The organism is Chitinophaga arvensicola (genome assembly GCF_900110835.1).
Classification (GTDB): Bacteria; Bacteroidota; Bacteroidia; order Chitinophagales; family Chitinophagaceae; genus Chitinophaga; species Chitinophaga arvensicola.
The window spans coordinates 500,367-516,518 of the sequence record NZ_FOJG01000002.1 but is presented as its reverse complement, the minus strand read 5'-3'; the positions used below and the strand labels follow the sequence as shown (position 1 = coordinate 516,518).

Genomic DNA, 16,152 nt, shown 5'->3' with positions numbered 1-16,152 from the left:
ACGGAAAATGAATTTACGGAAACTATGTTGTATAGCGGCCTCCTTAGGCCTGCTACAGTCGTGCATTAAAGATGCTCCCACGAACCCGGAAGCAGACATTACGACATTCGCAGTACCAAAGAATCAGTTGACTGGTGATGTTTTTATTGATCAGACAAAACGCCAGGTGCGTTTATACCTGACCGATAGTGCATTTAAGAACGGTATCGTACCCACTATCAGCGTAAGCAATGGTGCAAAGGTATTTCCCGCTTCCGGTGATACACTACGGTTCGACAGCACCGGTACTACCCAATACACCGTTACACCTGCTACCGGTGGCAAAGGCAAAATCTACACCGTAAGAGTAGTAGGAACAGGTAACTGGAAATTTGGATTTGAAAGATGGGATACCGTTTCCAGTGAAGGCGCTTCCTGGAAATACGTGAACCCACTGGCAGATGACGGCCGCAATCTGTGGGCCTCCGGCAATATTGGTATTGCCATCACAGGCGTAACGGAAATAAATGATTTTCCATTGCACGTCAGCAGCGACGCACACGACGGAAAGTATGCAGCTGTGATGGAAACAAAGCCAGGTAACGCTTTATCAGGCTGGATGGGTATCCACCTGTTTGCAGGCTCTTTATTTATGGGGAATTTCGTAACAGATTACCTGCTCGAAAACCCACTGAAATGTACGCAATTCGGTCAGCCTTACAGAGGTATGCCGCAACGCTTTACCGGTTATTATAAATATCAGCCAGGTGCACAGTTTCAGGGCAAAGATGGCAAACCTGTACCAGGTGTAACAGATGAGTGTTCTATCTATGCAGTATTGTACAGCGGTACAAGCAGACTGGATGCTACCAATATCCTGACTTCCGACCGCGTAATCGCTACCGCGATATTAACAGATGGCTCCGCAAAGGCTGATTGGACGCATTTCGATATTCCTTTTCAGAACCTATCGGGCAAAGTGGTTAACATGGGCGAACAGGTAATGCTGGCTATCATTGCATCCTCCAGTAAAGACGGAGACCACTACAGGGGCGCAGTAGGAAGCAAACTGGTACTGGATAATATTGAAATCGTAAATGAATAAAAGATCAATGCAGCTCATGAATATAAAAATATCAGGACTGATGCTGGGTATGCTGATGGCTACCACTCAGTTATTTGCACAGGATAACGGACAAGGACAAACGAAAACGGATGATTTCAAACCAATGCTGGAACATCGCATCCTGGCGGGTTTCAACTTCGGTGCTACAGCACCGGTTGGCTTACCTAATACCATTCGTAAGATCAACGGCTACTGGCCGGAATTTTCTCCTTCCCTGGGATATGAATTATCTTACCGTGCCACCAGAAAGTGGGGCGCTGCTGTAGCCGTAAAGCTTGACTACAAAGGCATGGGCACGAAAGATGAAGTACAGTATTTCCCTACCATCATTACCACCGATGATGGTGGTCGTTTTGAAGGGGATTTTACCGGTAAAAACCAGACTACCGTGCGCAATGCGTACGTATCTTTCCCGATAAGCGCTGTATTTACCCCAAACGACAGATGGCGTTTTAACCTCGGTGGTTACGTGGCCTGGTTGTTCAGCTCTAACTTCTACGGTACCGTATCCGACGGATATATCCGCAACGGCGGTTCACTGGGTGAGAAGATCATCATCACAGAAGCGACCTTTGATTTTGGTACGGAAGTGCGTTCATTTGACTGTGGATTACAGGGAGGCGCAGCTTACCGTGTAGGCAAGCGGCTGAGCATCGACGGCAACCTCAATTGGGGATTACGTCCGATATTTCCCGGCGATTTCAAAGGAATGTCTTTTCCGATGTATAATATTTACCTGACGCTGGGTGTAGCTTATAAGATATAACAATGCCTTTGTCAATAAAAAAAGCAGCAGCGACGCCGGTCACTGCTGCCTTTTTTATTATACGCCTATCGGAGCGGAGAGCGGCGTTATCAGAGCGATGCTCATCTACCTTAATCAGTATTTCGCTGCCTGACCTGCCTTAGGTAAGGAGGCCCGGATAAATTCCCTAATATCATTATTGCCGGTAGCCAGGTCATCTTTCCGCAGGTACATCATATGCCCGCTGCGATAGCCATGCCAGGAAAGGCGGTCTTTCAGCCGGCCACCGGGATCCATTTGCCACATGCTGTATTTGGCATTGAAATAATCGCAGGCGCCATCATAGTAACCGGATTGGATCATGACATGCAGGTAAGGGTTGGCGGCCATCGCCTCACGGAGATTTTCGCCGGTGTTATCGCCGTTTTTATCCCAGGGATGCACCGGGCCAAACATCATGTATTTTAGATCTGTATTAAACTTCAGTTCTTCTCTCAGGTAGATGTTGATGGCAGGGGTAAACGCATGTAGCCACGAAGTAAGCTCGGCGTTGTAGTCGGGTCCGTTGCCTGCATCTTCCCGGTCGAGGCCCCGGTAGCGTGAATCGAGCCGGCCAACGGTGAAGCCTTTATCCCGTAGGAGTTCTTTCCAGAAGAAGCCTGGTGGCACATCGAGGTTATGCTGCAGGATCACTTTTTCCGACAAACCTGAATAGCGGGCCATCTTTGCCGCAATATTTTTTCTTTGCTGATTTTCCAGGAAGCCACCCTGACTGATAGCAGGGATCAGTTCATGAATAGTAAAGTTTTCTACCTCAGGCAACACGGCGGTAAGGTCTTTCTGTTGCAGATCCGGCGGCAGCATTTTGTGATACCATGCTGTTGCAGCAAAATATGGCAGCCTCAAAGCTGCGTCCACAGGGCCGTTACGGGAAATGCCCAAATCGGTAGGGGACACGAGGATCACCCCATTCAGGTACATCCATTGTGCATTCTGTAGTTCAAGTGCGAGGCCGGACACACGGGTAGTACCGTAGCTTTCACCGATCAGGTATTTGGGAGATGCCCACCTGTTCTGACGTGACACAAAAGTATTGATCCATTCTGCCAGGTACCTGATATCTGCATTGACCCCAAAGAATTTCTCACGGGGCACATCTTTCCCGATGATCCGGGAAAAGCCGGTGTTGGCGGGATCTATGTAAATGATATCCGCTATATCCAGGATGGTTTCCGGATTTTCGTGTATGCCATAGGGTTGTACCGGGTAGCCTTCATCATCGATATTCAGCAGCCGGGGGCCTGTATAGGCAATCTGCATCCACACGGAAGGTGTACCCGGGCCACCATTGAAGGAAATAACCAGCGGTCTTGCCGCACGGTCTTTCACATCTGTTCTTTCGTAATAGGTGTAAAACAGACCCGCCAGTACTTTGCCATCCTGGTCCCACACCGGTTGTGAGCCTGCAATTGTTTTATAGGGAATCTTTTGCCCTTTTACCGTTACATCATGATAGGTAACAACGGTGGTATCCGGATTCAGTGTCACAGACCTTTGCGGAATGACATCCTCTCTGGTAATTGGTTTTACATTCCTTTGCTGTGCAGTGGCCTGCAGGCTGATGGCACCTGCCAGCAGGAGCGGCAGCCATGGTTGTTTACGCGTTGGATTCATGGATCAGATCTTGATTGTGCTTAAAGATTGTGCAATTGGCCCAAATAATCAAGCACATTCGGATGAACGGATCGGGTATCAGGGCTGAAAATCGCTCGGCCGGCGCCCCACCAGTTTAAAGAAGGTATTGCTGAATGCTGAAACGCTGTTGTAGCCGGTATCCCATGCTATTTCGTTAATCGTTTTCTCTGTTTCCAGCAGGTAGCCCATGGCTTTGATCATTCTGGCCAGTTTCAGGTATTGGAAGAACGATATATCCATGGTTGATCTGAAAAGCCTTGTCAGCGTGCGTTCACTGTAGCTGAATTCATGCCCCACGGTTTCCAGGGTAAGCGGCTCCGCCAGGTTCTCCTGGATGTATTTCAATACGGGTTGCAATCTTGGATTATCAGTAGTAGGCAGTGTAATAGGAAGCGGCACAGAACTGATCGACGGCAGCATGTATTTGATGGCTTTGATAAATACAAAGCGTTTATCATCCGGGAGGACATCGCCATCCCAGGAAGCGGTATGGAGGATCATCTCCAGTAACAGGTTACTGACAGGGTAGATGCCCGTTTTTGTATAGAATGGATCTTCCTGATCCTCCGGCTCACTGAAGAAGTAGATGGTGCGGATATAGTTGGCCGGGTAGCGATGCTGAAAATAGTGTTCTACCCCCGCCGGTACCCACATATAATGCCGGGCAGGCAGGAAGTAGGTTTTATCTTTTGTGTATAAAAAAGCCGCGCCCCCTTCAACATAGGTGAGCTGTCCTTTGTTATGCTTATGATAGGAAAAGTGATGTTCCGTTTTCCAGTGCCATATGTATGCGGATTCCGGGATGGCATCTACATCTTCCAATACAAGCTGTGGATCAAAATCTTTCATTTGGCCGGTTCTAGCAATTTTATGGCAATTTATAGAAAATAAATTAACTAATAGGGTTGGAACTTTGCATCTTCATCACTACAGATATGTCTACAATACTTAATAAGTGGCTTGGAGGGGCGGTCATACTAACGCTTTTCTGTACGCAAACAGCCATTAGTCAGGACCCTGATAAGAATCCCCTAACGTTAACGGATGTATGGAAAAAGGCAGATACCTATAACAGGCAATTGCAGATGCAGCATCTCCGTATCCAGAGTATGGATGAACGGACAAGAGCCGCGAAAGACGAACGTTTACCGGAAGTAAAAGCAAATGGGGTATATGCCCGCGTGTCGAATCTGGCCATTTATGAAGATGGCCTGTTCAATAGTCCCACACAATATCCGGTTGTGCACGGCTACTACCAGTTTGGTGCAGATGCCTATCTCAATGTATATAACGGCGGTAAAACCACCCGCGAAATCAAAGTAAGACAAACAGAAGCTGAATTAGCGGAAGAGCAGAAGAACCTAACCGTTACTGAGATCCGGTATAAAGCCGCAGCCCTGTACCTGGATGTATACCGTGGACGGATGTACGAAAAAGTAATGTTGCAGGACATCCTCGAAAGAGAAAAGGAACTGGAAGAGATCCGTCAGCTGAACCGCAATGGTGTTGTGCTGAAAAGCGACCTGTTAAGAGCTGAGCTGAAGTTATCCAAACAGAAAATGACCTTGCTCGAAATAAGAAACGGAATCCTGATCTCTAATCAACGCCTTAATATCATGATTGGTCAGCCAGACAGTACCAACAACCAGGTGGCGCTGGATACATTGCTGGTACAGCAACTGCCGGTACGTACCTATGAAGATTATGTAGCAGATGCCTATGAACACTCGTTTGCATTTAAGATTTCAGAGAAGGAAACCGCACTGAGTGAACTGAAACTGAAAGACGTTAAAAGTAATGTCCTGCCCAAAGTTGGGCTATATGCCGAGTACGCATATACCTACCCGCAGATTCTCTTTTATCCCTATTCCATTGCCTTATATGGCTTAGGACAGGTAGGCGTAAAAGCAGGTGTGCCCATTTCGGCTTTCTACCAGAATAAACATAAAAAACAGGAGGCACGAATCAACCTGGAACGACAGGAAATAGAACATGCCGACACCAAAGACCAGGTACGACAGGACGTAAAATCGGCCTACCTGCGCTATACGGAAGCGATTACCCGTATTGGTGTGGCAAATGACAACATCACACAGGCAAAGGAGAATTTCCGGATTGTAAATAACACCTATTTCAATCAGCTATCCCTGCTGACTGATCTGTTGGATGCAGAAACACAGTTACTGCAATCCCGCTTTGATCTGACCACCGCACAAGTGACCGCACAGTTACAATACTATCAATTATTGAAAGCAACAGGCAACCTTTAATATATGAGCAAGACGAACACTAACACCACTACTAACAGAACGGACAGACTTATTTCACGTATCACCACCATCATTGCGACGGTGGTAGTAGTATTTCTGGCGATCTGGGGAATCAGAACCCTGTTGCATCAATGGAAGTTCGAGGAAACAAACGATGCGCAGATCGACGAGTATATTAATCCTGTTGTAGCAAAAGTAACCGGGTACGTGGAAGAGATCCGGTATGAAGAAAACCAGGAAGTAAAGAAAGGTGATACGTTGATTATCATTGACAACAGTGAGTATGCCGCACAACAACAGGAAGCGGAAGCCTCTCTGTTAAACGCAAAAGCGGAAGTGAACATACTCGAAAGCAATGTGTCTACCACCGCCCAGTCGTCTAAAGTATACCAGTCGCAGATTGCCGCTGCCAAAGCGAAACTGACGCACCAGGAACAGGAATACGATCGCTATAAGAAATTGTATGACGTAGAATCTGCCACCAAACAGCAGCTCGAAAGGGTAGAGGCGGCACTGGCCGTGGCGCGTTCAGAATACAATACCGCCCTGGATGCATACCAGGTTTCACTGGCAAAGATCAACGATGCCCGCGTACAACAATCGGCGCTGGAGGCGGAGATCAAGCGGAGGGCGGCTGTGGTCACCAAAAACGATCTCAATGTTTCCTATACCATTATTACCGCACCATACAACGGAAAGATGGGCCGACGCACCATTCAACCAAAGCAATTAGTATCTGCAGGACAGGTATTGGCTTATATCGTTGACTGGGAAGCCGGTAAATGGGTAGTCGCCAATTTTAAAGAAACCCAGATCCGTCATATGGTAGTAGGAGAGACCGCCAGCATTGTGGTAGACGCTTTCCCGGGAAAAACACTCACTGGTAAAATTGAGTCCCTGTCAGGCGCTACTGGTAGCCGTTTTTCATTGCTGCCACCCGACAATGCGACTGGAAACTTTGTAAAAATAGCCCAGCGTATTCCAGTCCGTATACGCCTTGACGGTAGTCCGGACGACCTGAAAGTACTTTCAGCCGGTATGAATGTGAATGTATCTATTGCAAAAGAACGAAGGTAATCATGGGTCAAAGTAAACAGATATTTCGTTCATGGGTGCCCGAATGGTTAATCCGGCTCACTATATTACTGGTGCTATTTCCAACGGTAATGCTCTTTGCATTGTCGACAGCTAACGTGAACGCAGCCACGGGATTTTACGGAGCAGAGCCACAGGACATACAGTTTTCCATGTTGGTGTACTACGCCTCCCTGGTGGCTTTCACGCCACTGGAGAAACGTTTTTTCAGCCGTATCTCTACCAAAGAGTATTTCCTGTTATGCCTGGTACTACAGGTAATTGTCACTTATTTCTGTTACCATACCAGGGAAATCTCTGTACTTTTTATTTGTCGTTTTCTGCAGGGCATATTAAACTGCGGTGTCACCAGTATCTGTCTTACACTGCTGTTCAGCCGGTTGCAATCGGAACATGCCCGTGAAACCGGGTATGCCATTTTCTACGGCATGATCCTGTGTTCGGGATCCCTCACTTCCCTCGTAACCGCTCCGCTGGTAGATGACTTTGAATATAATGTATTGTATAAGATGGTCATTTATGCCTTTGTACCGGGAGCAGTATTGCTGCTGTTGCTGATGAACAAGGTACACCTGGTACGGCGGATGCCACTTTATCAGCTGGACTGGACCAGCTTTTTCCTGTATGCTCCCATGCTTATTTTATTGGGATATGTGATGATCTACGGACAGCAATATTACTGGCTGGAAGACCCGCGCATTGTATGGTGTATTGCGGGCATTATTTTCCTGGGAGCCACGTTTGTAGTACGACAGGTATATAGCAAGCGGCCGTTTATCAATATGGATGTATTTAAGTCGAGGGGATTCCTGTTTGGCATATTACTCCTGGGATGTCTGTATCTTATCAGGGGATCGTTCAATGTAACTACCAGTTTCTTCTCCACCGTATTGGGCATGGATCCATTGCATACTTATGAGTTGCTTTCCTATAACCTGGTAGGCATTTTAATTGGTGCCACCATCGCAGCGAGACTGGTGATTAAGAAGAGGCCGTTGCAGTTCATCTGGCTGGTGGGATTCTTCCTGTTGCTGGTGTTTCACAGCTCCATGTATTTTCTGTTTACATCGGAGGCGGATCAGTCGACCTTTATATTACCATTGATCATCCAGGGATGGGGGGCGGGAATGCTACTGACGCCTATTGTGCTTTTCATTATTTCTTCAGTACCGGAAAGCATCAGCGTATCGGCTTCCACTGCAGGTGTGTTCATACGGTTTACCTTTTTTGGCATGAGTACAGCGTTGATTAATTATTTCTCCCTGTATTATACAAAAACACACGCCATGCGGCTTAGCGACAGGATTTCTAAGGCAGATAATGGATTGGCAGAGCGTTTACACACTTATCAGTCGGCATTGCAGGGGCGGGGGCTTTTGGCAGATCAGGCAGCGAAACTGGCGCCAGGATTGTTGGACAAGGCAGTTCAGAAGCAGGCTTTTCTCAAATACGCAATGGATTATTATGAATTAGTGGCCATCCTGATCCTGATCCTGATGCTGTTGATTGTGATGGCGCCCTACATTAACCGGACCACCATCAATGTAAAGGCGAAACAGCCAGCAGCAGCAACAGTTTAGGCAACATCGGGATTTTTAAACTGTTTCGTTTGATTGCTTGTTATGGATATATTCTCTGGCATAGTACAAATCAGCAGCATCTGTCTTTCTAACTTTTAATCACTAAATGTATGAAGAAGATCCTGTTTTTTAGTGCCCTGATGGGCATGTCTTTTACCATGTTTGCCCAGCAGGTGGCGAATCTTAATTTAAGGAGAGTAGATAAAAAAACGGTGCCCATACAAGTAACAGGAGCCGCAGAACGGGACTTTCCTGATGGTAGTGTGTCCACGTATTTTTCTGTACCTGCCCAATATACAAAGGAGGACTGGCTGGTAACCTCCAATGGAGCTACAAAGCCGGGCAGTAATCCCGATTATTATTCTGTGAGTGTAGAAAAGAACGGAGATACTTATTACGCGTTGTATAATAAAAGCGGGCAGAAGATAGCTTCACAGGTAAAAGTGAAGGATGTGCCTTTGCCTGATAATATTGTAACCAGCATCCAGAAGGCGTATCCAGGCTATACTATAGAATCGGATAAGTACACCCGTCTTGTCAGCGAAACCACAAAGAAATCCTATTTCCGGGTAACTGTTAAGAAGGGTAGTACATTGAAGAAGCTCTTTTTTAATACAGATGGAACGCCCGTAAAATAATTTTTGTCTGTCGTTTGAATGTGACCGGTGGGAGGATTCCCACCGGTTTTTTAATTATTTGATTTTTGTACCTTTGGGGAATGGCAGACTTTGTGGCGCTTCAGACCTTTTATAAGATCCTCAACCAGGATCTGACTTCTGCATCAGCGGAAATCGGGCACTTTAATATTTTCCGGATAGAGGATATGCAGCTACCTGATTATAAACCTGTTACATACAGTCGCCGGAATTTCTTTAAAATGAGCCTGGTTAAAGGCCATAGCAAAATCCATTATGCAGATCAGTGCATAGAAGTGTTGGAAAGTGTACTGGTATTTACCAATCCGATGATCCCTTATCACTGGGAACGAATCAGTGAAAAACAAAGTGGCTTTGTTTGTATTTTTACAGAAGACTTTTTTAACCGGTTCGGCAACATTCGGGATTATCCTGTCTTTCAGGCAGTAGGTGCGGCTGTGATTCCCTTATCCGCAGACGATGTACCATTATTCCAATCCCTGTTCACCAGGATGTTTGATGAGTTGCACGGAGAGTATGCCTTTAAGTATGATCTGTTGCGAAGCCAGGTAATGGAAGTGGTGCATGCAGCCCAGAAAATGCGTCCTGCAGTTGGAAGTCCCGTTGCAGGATCCAATGCAGCAGAAAGGATCACGGCTTTGTTTGCAGAACTGTTGGAGCGGCAGTTTCCTATTGAATTGAGTAACCAGGTGATACAATTAAATACGCCTTCCGCCTTTGCGCGACAGTTAAATATTCATGTGAACCATTTGAATAAGGCGCTTAAGGAGACGACGGCAAGAACGACCTCACAATTAATAAAAGAACGTGTGCTGCAAGAGGCGAAAGTGCTTTTAAAAAGCACTAACTGGACGGTGAATGAGATCGCCTGGGGTCTTGGATTTCAGGAGCCTAACCATTTTTCCAGCTTCTTTAAAAGTCAGATGAAGACAACCCCCAATCAGTTCAGACAATCAGATATTGATTGATTTATATAGTTTTCCCTTTCATTTTAGTATCAGCAGGACCAATGCTTTCCTGAACTTTGTGCTATCAAATAAATTGATTTTATGTGGACAGCAACAAATAACATGACCGATCAGACCGGAAAAACGGTGATCGTTACAGGAGCAAACGCAGGTATAGGTTTTGAAACCGCGCTGGCTTTATATAAGGCAGGAGCGCATGTGGTACTGGCCTGCAGAAATCAGGACAACGCAGCGCACACAGCTGTACGGATCACGGAGTCTGAAGGCAAAGGTACCCTCGAAACAGCACTATTGGACCTGGGAAGTCTTGCTGCAGTGGAAGCATTTGCAGAAACATTCAAAAAACAACATTCCGAACTCCACGTGTTGATCAATAATGCAGGAGTTATGATTCCTCCGGCCTCAAGAACAGCTGATGGTTATGAATTGCAGTTCGGGGTTAACTTTATCGGACATTTTGCATTGACGGGGCATCTGTATCCCTTGTTGAAAGCCACAGCAGGCGCGCGTATCGTGACTTTGAGCAGCATGGCTTATCTCAGGGGGAGCATCGATTTCGATAACCTGAAATCTGAGCAGTCCTATGATGCGATGCGTGAATACAGTCAGAGTAAGTTAGCGAATTTGCTTTTCTCTATTGAGCTGCAGCGCAGGATTGTAGCTGTGGGAGATGACGTACGTTCCATTGCAGCACAGCCGGGCGCCAACAAAACGGCGTTGTCGCGGCATATGAATCCGGATGAATTCAACGCAGCAGTAGCACGTATCGGTGAGCTGATGGAGCCCTGGCAGGGAGCTTTACCATCACTGTATGCGGCGGTATCGGATGAAGTTACCGCCGGAGCACTGTACGGCCCGGATCAGGATGGCGGTTACCGAGGCTATCCGGCGCAGGCAGAAATAGCCCCCAATGCCTTGGACGAGGTAGTGGCCAGGCGGCTCTGGGATGTTGCTGAAACGGCTACAGGGATTCATTTTCCTGCTTGATTTTTCTCTGGTGTAATATAGCATCAACGGCTATACGAATTTATTTTCGTATAGCCGTTGATGCTATATGTAAGATGTCTGGAGATTTGCCTGGCTCTGTGGCTAAGGAGAATTCAAAAGCCGTATCCGCGTAGGACGCTTTAAATGTATTTATATTCGTGTATACACCATAAAAAATGGAGAAAATTTTATTAATCATGGTGTAGGAATGATTCCCAGCCCGATCTGTTGACCCTCAGAATAATGGCCTGGATAGGGGATTCATGATATTATCCTTTCTAAATCGCTTTTATTGAAAGCAGTCCGGCAGCAGGATCTACAGTACAATAATAAAATGGGCAAAAATAGCCCTGGAGTCTTTCGATCAACCCAGTTTGCAAAAAGTAGATGTAATAGGAGATTATTAATGAATGAACTTCTAAATAGGAATATTCCATTTAACATAATATAAATTATAGGAAATTGCCAAACACATTATAAGCAGTGATGTTTATATGTCAAACGGTAAAAATCAACTGGTTAGAAAAAATGTTCTTTTTGGCAGCTTCCGGGGAGGAAAACTATAATGCGCAGCCCACCTTTAGGAGAAATACACGGCCTTGCGTTTTGCCAACAAAATCAAAGAACAACTATTTGAAAAATCAATAACAGGCCTAAGATATTGAAAAATTAATAGCATCCAAAATTTCCCTATCAATCCCACTATTTCTGGCAACCGGAAAAGTCAAAAATTGAAATCAGCCACCACAGCGGATTTACAGACGTTATAACCTGGTCAAAACTCGTAGAACTTAAGCCTGTAGCGGGCCTCCGTCCGTGTCCTGGAGAAAGGAAAATAATTGCCCCGATCAGGCACAAAAAAAGGCGGCGAACGAATCGCCACCCCGTTTGGTATTTTACATAGAAAACTAATTTTTTAGAAACCCGGGGGCATGTCTGGTATATGATCCGGCGTTTGTTCATGGACCGTTATGATTCCAGAAATAACGGGGTTATTATTTGTAAAATCGATAATAATCTGCTTTGAAACTTTGCCATACAGTCTGTTATTTAACATGATGTTGTTTACAGTAGTGCCAAACGCGGGCAGGTCGCCCACCGGGACAAACATATCTATTGATACATTACGAATTGGAACACCCAATTTATGTAATGCTATAAGATAATCTGATGTTGCAACCCTTAGCTTATCTGCAAACATTTCTCTCTCCAAATTTTCCATTATAGTAATCTTGTTTAGAGGTGAAAAAAAAACGGGTAGAGTAAAAACAATTCCCGGTATCCATTTAGTTAACCGTCTAGTTAACCCCGAATCGTTTAGGGTTGATCATAACAAAAGGGGCTTGGTCACTGTCAAACAACATCGTAGCCGTGGCGCCGAAGGTTTCGGGTACTTGCAACCCGATGCCAAGCCCCAGAACTTAATATCTTTCCAGGGCGGCAACCAGGCTGTTATTGTATTCGATAGTTGTTTGACAACGCGAATATAGCAACTATAGAACACGAAACAAAATATGCTCCCCTTTTTTTTCTACTTCATAAGTTCCTGCATCTCTGTGTAATATGGACACGTCCAGGTTACCAGGCCAGCATTGAGTTTTCATTGCTTCAACAACTGAATTATGAGGATGAACCGGCGAAACATACACATGTTTATAGTCAACTGTATAAGTATACGTGTCTTTTTCAAAAATACTTGATCGCAATTGTTCCTCCTGGAACATTACACCAAACCTAATAATTCCACTGGGGTGGCTCTCCCCCGCACCTCCGTGCGAGTCTGCCGAGGAATGCACACACTGACCGTAATCATCCTGATAGTAGTTGACAGTTTCTAATTGGTGGATGTTTCCTTCCATGCCCATTACATCCCACGGATTCAATTTTTCCGCTAATGAATACGGCACTACCAACCCTCTAACCCTCATTACGTTTGGAAGTTCAGCGGGAATGTTTAGAATCATTACAGCACCTCTGACAAAAGAATCTTCCGCTGAATTGCTTACTATTTCAGTACTATGCACAGTAAGCCCCTTTGCTGCAGCAGTGTAATACAGGTATTGCCTGTCAACAAAAGACAAATAGATATTCTCCAAAGTTGGAAAAATTGATAATCCTTTCAATACGGCTGTAACCTTCTGTAGTTGATACTTTGGAGCGCGTATGTGAGCAAAGAATTGATCATTAAATGTATAGTTGTTGTTGTGCATCAGTCAAGAGAATTTATTACTGTAATGTTGATTTGTGCCTGTTCCGCGCTATTTAGATACTTCTTTACATCCGCTTTCAAACTGTTTCCCCTCGCAACTTGCGCGTAAAATTGACTGGTCAGTTTTGCCTCTTCTGTTGTGTTTAACCGGTTTAGATTTTGGATTACTGCTGGTTCATCCTCGTTAAATTTCCAATCTGTAATTGGGAGGATGCCAAAAAGATCGTGGTAGTTCCAAATGGCTTTTTCCACCTTTGCAGCAACATCTTTACAAACTGCTATTCTTTCCTTGTTTACATTACTGGCAGTTGCCAGGGCGTCAAGTTCTGCAAGGCTGCTAACAGCAGCACCTGCGGCCTTAAGGCCTTTAAACAAGTTGTAAGCGATAAATAGTAACCCGCAATATATCAGATACTTTTGCCAGTCTTGTTTTTTCCTCATCGTGGTAAGTTTAGAATGTAATACATAGCGGCCAGGAATACTGCAACAGATATTAGGATAAAGCCATTTGCTGTTACCGTTGTAATCGGTATGCGGCTACTGGTCATTAACTTATCTGTTGCGGCTGTCCACTTTTTCTTTACCTCACCCTTTGTAATTGTACCGTTACCGTCCAGGTCAAATGCCCTGTTCCAGTCAAAGCGTTTTGTACCAGAAATGGCAAAGACAGTATCATCCGGTTTGTTAAATAAGGCAGGGTGTAACATTAAGGCGTAAACGTCAAAGGCTTCTCGCGGCGGCAGGGGAAACGTTTTTTTCCATTGCAGGAAATACTTTTCTACGTAAGTCAGTTGCTCCTGGAATGTCATTTTCGGTAAACGCAGGTATAGCCCTTTTTCAATCCCTTCTGCCGTGCTTTCCAGGAATTGAATTAACCCGGTAGCACCGCTCTGCTTATTCTTTATAGCAGGATTAAAAGTACCGCCCGTTTCAAAGGCAATACTTTTAACTAAACTGAGTGCTGGAAAGGATAAACGCTGTTCTACTGCTAATAATAGGTTTAATTCGTAACTACTTAGCATTATCGCCTGGTTTAGATTCCATTAATTCAGGGTATTCAGTGGAAACCTTTGTCATTACCGTTTTAACGGCTTCCAGGACAATGATAATCACCCCTGCATATTTCAATAGTTTGAAAACACTTTTCATTGCTTACTTGCTTTTTTTGAAGGTTCCAAAATAGCCACCATTGGGGGCGTTAGGGTTTGCAACCATACCTAAATCCGGAATGGTTAAGAGCCTTCGGTTAATGTTATAGAACCCTGTAAACGTTTTCTTTCCGGTAGAAAATGACACACTAACCACCCAATGCTCAAAATTCGCATTACTCGTTTCACGCTCTTTGCGCGGAATTGCAACGAAAGTGATAAAGCCACGGGATTTACTTTTATTCCAGCCAGTCAGCAAATTATCATCTACACGTTCGCCAGTTCTCCTGGAAGTCCAGCCGCTACGCATTTTACAGCCGCTTTTTTTTCTTTTTTGTGTAGGTCTACCAGCATAGCTGTAATTTGATCTTCTACCGTAGCTACCACGGGAATACCCGCCCCGGTTGTAATTGCTATAAGCCATTATCTACGTTTGTTTTTTCTGATGAAATAAACGATTACCAGGACGGCAGCGAGTGCCGCAGATACTTTGCCAGGTGTGGTGGCTAAAAATTCTTTTATCTTATCCATTATCTACGCTTTTTTTTGTTATTGTAAACTTTGTAAATGAGAAACGCCAAACCCACAACAGGCAACCATTTAAGGTACTTCCAGGCGTCAGATTGTGTTGCTTGCATACCTGTGATGGCAGCATTTGCACCAGCAACAGCGCCAGCGCCAGCAGTAGCCAGCATTGCCTGACCTGCTGTATTGAAAACGGGTATCGGTCGGCCGTCCTTTTGGACCCCATATTTTGCCATGAAATCCGCATCCGACAGGTCGCGTTTATCCGCATCCTCTTGGCTAATCATCATAGCACCCTGGCCGACTATTTTGGATGCTACGCCCCCGACAAACGGAATTATGCCCGCAACTGTACTGCCTGTTTTACGTAATATGTTTCCCAGGACAGTACCACCAGGTTTACGTTTAAAGAGATTTCCGAGAAATGACATTTAGAACGATTTATGTTTTTCAGTGAATATTACGAACGGATCGTAAGTTTTCGGAGTGATGGCTACTTTATAGGCATCATAGCAGGACAGGGATACATAATTTTCAAAGCCAGCAACAACCGCAGTACCAGCAAGGTTAACGCTTACCAGGTCATTGATTGCACGCCCCAGGTACTCCAATTCAATACCGGAATACTTTACCGTCTTTGTAGGATACACGATGTCGATTTCATCAATTTTTGAAATTGGCAGATGCAACATTGAACTATCCTGGACATTCAGGTCTTTGGTTTGCCCGGTGATGGTAACCGCACTAATCGCCTTGTAAGTGGCGCTGAGTATAGGCGCGTCGATTGAACTAATGTTCATTACATTAGTTTCCTTTGCTCCCTCAAAACTGATTTTGATATATTCGCCTTCCTCCAGGTGTAGGCTACCATCAGGAGAAAGTTTAATCATACCCTTTGCGATGTTGGCATCATGGAGGTAAAAACCTTCTTCAAAAGTGTTCATCTCAAACGCAACAGACAAAGGCATTCGCGGGTAAATCTCTTTAGAACCGCGATTTTTTGAAAAGAAATCAATCTTAAGATTGATAGTAGATAAATTAAGGCCGGTCGGATCTGAAAGCCAAAATCCCACGGCATGGGCGGAAGATTGAAGGTAAATATCATCCTTAGAACTCCCTGTAAAGTTGCTTAATAGTTTCATTTGTATTTTGTTTCCACAAAGAACCAA

General features: G+C 45.0%; 17 protein-coding genes. 8 read left to right on the top strand and 9 right to left on the bottom strand.

Features of this window, described 5'->3' with window-relative positions:
- Nucleotides 1–7 precede the first annotated feature (7 nt).
- A complete protein-coding gene (locus BMW79_RS19385; protein ID WP_089897296.1) occupies nt 8–1,084 on the top strand; it encodes a PCMD domain-containing protein in 1,077 nt (358 codons plus the stop codon).
- Nucleotides 1,077–1,871, top strand: a complete 795-nt coding sequence (locus BMW79_RS19380) for a porin family protein (protein ID WP_089897295.1) — start codon at nt 1,077–1,079, stop codon at nt 1,869–1,871. Before BMW79_RS19385 ends, BMW79_RS19380 begins: the two co-directional genes overlap by 8 nt.
- Before the next feature lie 114 nt (nt 1,872–1,985).
- On the opposite strand, the gene BMW79_RS19375 is transcribed toward BMW79_RS19380, so the two are convergent.
- Together BMW79_RS19375 and BMW79_RS19370 are read right to left on the bottom strand one after the other, a co-directional pair.
- Nucleotides 1,986–3,524 carry a S10 family peptidase gene (locus BMW79_RS19375; protein ID WP_089897294.1) on the bottom strand — a complete coding sequence of 513 codons (1,539 nt, stop codon included), beginning with the start codon at nt 3,522–3,524 and terminating at the stop codon, nt 1,986–1,988.
- Between the two features lie 78 nt (nt 3,525–3,602).
- The gene (locus tag BMW79_RS19370; protein ID WP_089897293.1) at nt 3,603–4,394 is read right to left on the bottom strand and encodes a helix-turn-helix transcriptional regulator; all 792 of its coding nucleotides are present in this window, start codon (nt 4,392–4,394) and stop codon (nt 3,603–3,605) included.
- Between the two features lie 86 nt (nt 4,395–4,480).
- On the opposite strand from BMW79_RS19370, the gene BMW79_RS19365 reads away from it, so the two are divergent.
- The 6 genes from BMW79_RS19365 (at nt 4,481) to BMW79_RS19340 (ending at nt 11,101) form a co-directional block, all read left to right on the top strand.
- Nucleotides 4,481–5,815 carry a TolC family protein gene (locus BMW79_RS19365; RefSeq protein ID WP_089897292.1) on the top strand — a complete coding sequence of 445 codons (1,335 nt, stop codon included), beginning with the start codon at nt 4,481–4,483 and terminating at the stop codon, nt 5,813–5,815.
- Between the two features lie 3 nt (nt 5,816–5,818).
- Nucleotides 5,819–6,892, top strand: coding sequence for an HlyD family secretion protein (locus BMW79_RS19360; protein WP_089897291.1), 1,074 nt, complete (start codon nt 5,819–5,821; stop codon nt 6,890–6,892).
- Nucleotides 6,893–6,894: 2 nt separating this feature from the next.
- Nucleotides 6,895–8,490, top strand: a complete 1,596-nt coding sequence (locus BMW79_RS19355) for an MFS transporter (RefSeq protein ID WP_089897290.1) — start codon at nt 6,895–6,897, stop codon at nt 8,488–8,490.
- A 110-nt stretch (nt 8,491–8,600) separates the two neighbouring features.
- On the top strand, nt 8,601–9,128 hold the full coding sequence (locus tag BMW79_RS19350; RefSeq protein WP_089897289.1) for a hypothetical protein: 528 nt from the start codon (nt 8,601–8,603) through the stop codon (nt 9,126–9,128).
- An 80-nt stretch (nt 9,129–9,208) separates the two neighbouring features.
- Nucleotides 9,209–10,114: a helix-turn-helix domain-containing protein gene (locus BMW79_RS19345; RefSeq protein WP_089897288.1), complete on the top strand. Its 906-nt coding sequence runs from the start codon at nt 9,209–9,211 to the stop codon at nt 10,112–10,114.
- Between the two features lie 81 nt (nt 10,115–10,195).
- Nucleotides 10,196–11,101, top strand: a complete 906-nt coding sequence (locus tag BMW79_RS19340) for an oxidoreductase (RefSeq protein ID WP_089897287.1) — start codon at nt 10,196–10,198, stop codon at nt 11,099–11,101.
- 916 nt (nt 11,102–12,017) lie between these two features.
- Here the strand turns inward: BMW79_RS19340 and BMW79_RS19335 are convergent.
- The 7 genes from BMW79_RS19335 to BMW79_RS19300 all read right to left on the bottom strand — a co-directional run bounded on the left by BMW79_RS19335 (nt 12,018) and on the right by BMW79_RS19300 (nt 16,125).
- Nucleotides 12,018–12,323, bottom strand: a complete 306-nt coding sequence (locus BMW79_RS19335; RefSeq protein ID WP_089897286.1) for a hypothetical protein — start codon at nt 12,321–12,323, stop codon at nt 12,018–12,020.
- A 271-nt stretch (nt 12,324–12,594) separates the two neighbouring features.
- Nucleotides 12,595–13,311, bottom strand: coding sequence for a hypothetical protein (locus BMW79_RS19325; RefSeq protein WP_089897284.1), 717 nt, complete (start codon nt 13,309–13,311; stop codon nt 12,595–12,597).
- A complete protein-coding gene (locus BMW79_RS19320; RefSeq protein ID WP_089897283.1) occupies nt 13,311–13,751 on the bottom strand; it encodes a hypothetical protein in 441 nt (146 codons plus the stop codon). The genes BMW79_RS19325 and BMW79_RS19320 overlap by 1 nt, the downstream gene beginning before the upstream one ends.
- On the bottom strand, nt 13,748–14,332 hold the full coding sequence (locus BMW79_RS19315) for a hypothetical protein (protein WP_089897282.1): 585 nt from the start codon (nt 14,330–14,332) through the stop codon (nt 13,748–13,750). Before BMW79_RS19315 ends, BMW79_RS19320 begins: the two co-directional genes overlap by 4 nt.
- Before the next feature lie 130 nt (nt 14,333–14,462).
- The gene (locus BMW79_RS19310) at nt 14,463–14,882 is read right to left on the bottom strand and encodes a hypothetical protein (protein ID WP_089897281.1); all 420 of its coding nucleotides are present in this window, start codon (nt 14,880–14,882) and stop codon (nt 14,463–14,465) included.
- Nucleotides 14,883–14,988: 106 nt separating this feature from the next.
- Nucleotides 14,989–15,414: a hypothetical protein gene (locus BMW79_RS19305; RefSeq protein ID WP_089897280.1), complete on the bottom strand. Its 426-nt coding sequence runs from the start codon at nt 15,412–15,414 to the stop codon at nt 14,989–14,991.
- Nucleotides 15,415–16,125 carry a hypothetical protein gene (locus tag BMW79_RS19300; protein WP_089897279.1) on the bottom strand — a complete coding sequence of 237 codons (711 nt, stop codon included), beginning with the start codon at nt 16,123–16,125 and terminating at the stop codon, nt 15,415–15,417. It abuts the gene before it with no gap.
- Nucleotides 16,126–16,152: the final 27 nt, after the last annotated feature.